Consider the following 3661-nt stretch of genomic DNA (forward strand, 5'->3'; position numbering starts at 1 on the left):
CAAAACCCAAAAGATTGGTTACCTTGGAATTATCTTGATACTATCAACAAAATCAAAAACCACTCTCTATAAAAAATTTAATTCCATTCATTGTGTTTGTAAAATGCACTTATTGGGAGGACACATCGCCAGTTACAGATGAAGCTTATCTTGCCGCTTTAGCTAATTTTAAAAACAAAGATCTTATTGCAAAAAGAGCCATTGAATTACAAAAGGAAAATTTGGTTTCCATTCAAGAAAAAGATCAAGCTGTTTCAGATTCTGATATTGCTCGGGCTCAATTAAATGCACAAAAGGTACTGAAAACAATCCGAGCTCCCTTTGATGGGACAATTACAGCGCGCTATGCAGACATGGGAGCACTTGTTCAAAATGCAGAAAACTCTCAAAACAGCGCTTTGCCTATTGTTACATTATCAGATATCAATAAACTCATAGTAAATGTCTATTTAGATCAAAATGATGCTCCCTATATTCAAAAAAGTGACCCCGTAAAAATAGAAATAACAATTCCAACAATGAAACAAATTTTAGGAAATATTAATAGAATAACAAACAATTTAGATCAAAAAACAAAAATGATGCTAGTAGAAGTCGATATTCCAAATAAAGAACGATTTTTAGTTTCTGGAAGTTTTGTAAAAGTGTACATAAAAGTAAAATCACAAGCCTATTATATTTTACCAGTGGAATCCTTAATTATAAAAAAAGACAAAAGCTTTGTTGCGTTAGTAAACAATCTAAATAAAGTTCATTTTAAACAAATAAAATTAGAAAATAATGATGGTAAAATCATTGGTTTTCATTCCGATGTGAATGAAGGTGACTATGTGATTTTAAATCCAGGAAACGAATTAAATGAGGGTACTCTCATAAGACCTATTTTTGACCAAAAGTGAGGAATTGTGATAAAATTAGGTAAATATTTTATTATAAGCTTATTTATTTTTAAAATGTTACAAATTGAATGTTATTCGATTGAAATTAAGGGAACAAAAGCATCTCTTGATCAAAACACTTATAAATTAAGTTTAGAGGGTTGCTTAAAAATTGCTCTTCAAAATTCAACAGATATCTTAAAACAAAATAGTATGAATGATTTAAATGGAGTACAAGTATTAAGAAGTTATGCGAATTTCTTACCTAACTTAACAACCCAAATGGCATCAAACTACACAACTGGAACTTCCTATTTAACAACAGCCACTCCAACTTATGTAAATGGTTCAGGAACAACCTCAACATTTTCTATCTCAAGTAATTTCAATATTTTTAATGGCTTTTCTGATACTTCTTCTTTAGATTCTTATCTTTTAAAGAAAGACGCCAGCGAATTTACTTTAAATCGAGTCAAACAACAAATTATTCTTGATATTGTTCAAAATTATTTACAAATTATTTTAGATAATAAAATGATTGAAATTGCAGAACAAAATTTGCAAGAATCTGCAACAAGAGAGAAATTACTTACAGCCCAGTCCCGATTAGGTTCAAAAAGTATTGCCGATTTATATTTACAACAGTCGCAAACAAGCTCTGCAGAATCTTATTTACAAACGCTAAAAAATAAAATTAGGAATGATCAAATTATTCTTCTTCAAAAACTGCGTCTTGATATCCAAAAAAATTATAAGTTTACAGAAGTAAATTTAGAACAAACGCAATCTGAAAAAAAATATGATGACGAAAACGAGATTATTAAATTAGCATTAAATAAAAGGCTTGATATAAAAGCCTCTCAAAATTTAACAAAAGCTTCAAAATATGATATTGAAGTCGCAAAATCGGGTTATTATCCTAAAATTGATTTTATGGTTTCTGCTTCTTCCAGTGGGACAATTTTAGAGACACAAACTGTTAATGGAAATAATGTCGTTCCAAATAATCAAGATAATTTAAATGACCAATTATTAAGTAATGTGAAATATTATTTTGGGATAACTTTGAGTTGGAATATATTTGATCGCCTTGTTACTTTTGCAAATGTCAATCAAGCTGCTACAAGTTCATATCAATTAAAATTAGATGAAGAGAATATAAACACAAAAGTTCTTGCAGATGCAAGAACAGCTTATGGAAATTACAAATTAGCAATTCAAGAGCTTGAATCCTCAGCAAAAGGAATATTTGCTTCTCAAAAAGCCTATCAAGTTATGACAGGAAGATACAAAGTGGGGTCTGCAAGTTTTATCGATCTCATGACTGCACAATCAAATTTAGTCCAGGCAGAATCCACTCGCGCCCAAGCACTTATAAACTTTAAATTGCAAAACTGGAATATAAGATATGCAACGGGAGAATTAGAAGCAAAGTAATCTCCCGCTGAAGTTTCTTTTTTAATTGCTACTTTGTGTGTCAAAAATCTCATCTTGAGACATAGCAACATTTAGTAGCTTTTATTCAATAGAAACTTTAAAAATAAGGGAATATAAAATTTTTAAGTTCAATTGATATTGATCTTGTTTTTTTTTGCATAAGGTTTCCTTAAAATGAATTTAAATTTATTTAACTTATTAAAAATTCTAAAGTATTACTTTTGTTTATTTTTAATAATAACGAATCCAAAAATTTATTCTATAGAAGTATTTTATAAGGGAAGTATACAATCTGTAAAAAGTGGTGATTATTCTGCAAAAGTTGTTTTAGAAGATTTTGCGAATAAAAAGAATATTTATGCCTTAGGACCTGTGGAAAACCTAGACGGTGAAATTACAATCATGAATGGTAAATATTATATTTCTTCTGTAATTAACAACCAATTGATAACAATAAATTCAAATGAAAAAAAAAGCAATTTTTTTAGTCTGGAGCGAAGTAAAGAAATGGAAAAAGGCCACAAATTTAAATAAAAAAGTAATTAACATAAAAGAATTTCAAGATGAATTGGAAAAATTAGCTATAAATTCATAAATGGATTTGGACAAACCATTTGTTTTTAAAGTGACGGGTATCATAGATTCTATAAATTATCACATATTGTCCCCTATCCCTTTAAATAAACCAAATTCGAGCCATCGGGATTCATCAAAAAATATTTTTAAAGAAAATATGAAAGGTGACATAATAGGATTTTATTCTAAAAAACATGAGGGGATTTTTACTCATAACGGAAGTTTTATTCATTTTCATGTAGTCGATGATTCTGGTCATACTGGCCATATTGATAACATTACTTTAAATAAAAATGTAAGCATCTATTTTCCAGAATTTTAATAAGGTCCCTTTATAATGGAACCTTATTAAAACTTATTTGATTGAAACGATTATAAAAAACTTTAAATTTTCAATTATAGCCAATATTTTTTATAATCATTTACATATTTACTTATACTTATCGCACTTCTTCCTAATATATTACTTACAGAATCGGTTACTTTAGAATTAAATCCTTCTCGTAAGAATCCCATTATAGTAACAAGAAAGTCTGCATAATGTTAAGACAATTCAGCATTTAGTAAATCTTTTTTAAATTCTGAAGAAGATATATTTTGATAAAAAACTTTTTTATTTGTAATGCTTGAAATATAGTTAGCTACTGTATCATGTGTTATAGATTCAGGACCTGTTTGATCTTCCCCCAATTTTATAGACACAATTAACCGACCTTTTTCATTGGTCTAGTTATTTCAAATATAACTGGAGACAGATATCCATTCGACGA

The 3661-nt window shown here is 28.5% G+C and carries 5 protein-coding genes; 4 read left to right on the top strand and 1 reads right to left on the bottom strand.

The features are described 5' to 3' along the window. The first annotated feature begins 92 nt into the window (after positions 1 to 92). The 4 genes from ACIQ56_RS15555 (at position 93) to ACIQ56_RS15570 (ending at position 3213) form a co-directional block, all read left to right on the top strand. Positions 93 to 899 (top strand): efflux RND transporter periplasmic adaptor subunit, encoded by an 807-nt coding sequence (locus ACIQ56_RS15555; protein WP_397601957.1) that lies wholly within the window; start codon positions 93 to 95, stop codon positions 897 to 899. 6 nt (positions 900 to 905) lie between these two features. Next, on the top strand, positions 906 to 2315 hold the full coding sequence (locus ACIQ56_RS15560; protein ID WP_397601958.1) for a TolC family protein: 1410 nt from the start codon (positions 906 to 908) through the stop codon (positions 2313 to 2315). Positions 2316 to 2489: 174 nt separating this feature from the next. After that, positions 2490 to 2849, top strand: a complete 360-nt coding sequence (locus ACIQ56_RS15565; protein ID WP_397601959.1) for a hypothetical protein — start codon at positions 2490 to 2492, stop codon at positions 2847 to 2849. A gap of 61 nt (positions 2850 to 2910) precedes the next feature. Continuing rightward, positions 2911 to 3213, top strand: a complete 303-nt coding sequence (locus ACIQ56_RS15570; RefSeq protein WP_397601960.1) for a hypothetical protein — start codon at positions 2911 to 2913, stop codon at positions 3211 to 3213. Between the two features lie 221 nt (positions 3214 to 3434). Here the strand turns inward: ACIQ56_RS15570 and ACIQ56_RS15575 are convergent, their stop codons facing one another. Further along, positions 3435 to 3593 (bottom strand): hypothetical protein, encoded by a 159-nt coding sequence (locus ACIQ56_RS15575; protein ID WP_397601961.1) that lies wholly within the window; start codon positions 3591 to 3593, stop codon positions 3435 to 3437. Between the last annotated feature and the right edge of the window lie 68 nt (positions 3594 to 3661).

Origin of the sequence: Silvanigrella sp. (genome assembly GCF_044369315.1) — a bacterium.
Classification (GTDB): Bacteria; Bdellovibrionota_B; Oligoflexia; order Silvanigrellales; family Silvanigrellaceae; genus Silvanigrella.

What these genes read in the sequence shown, in the direction of transcription:
- ACIQ56_RS15565 (WP_397601959.1), top strand. Translation starts at nt 2,490, where the DNA reads ATGAATTTAAATTTATTTAACTTATTAAAAATTCTAAAGTATTACTTT.
- ACIQ56_RS15570 (WP_397601960.1), top strand. Translation starts at nt 2,911, where the DNA reads ATGGATTTGGACAAACCATTTGTTTTTAAAGTGACGGGTATCATAGAT.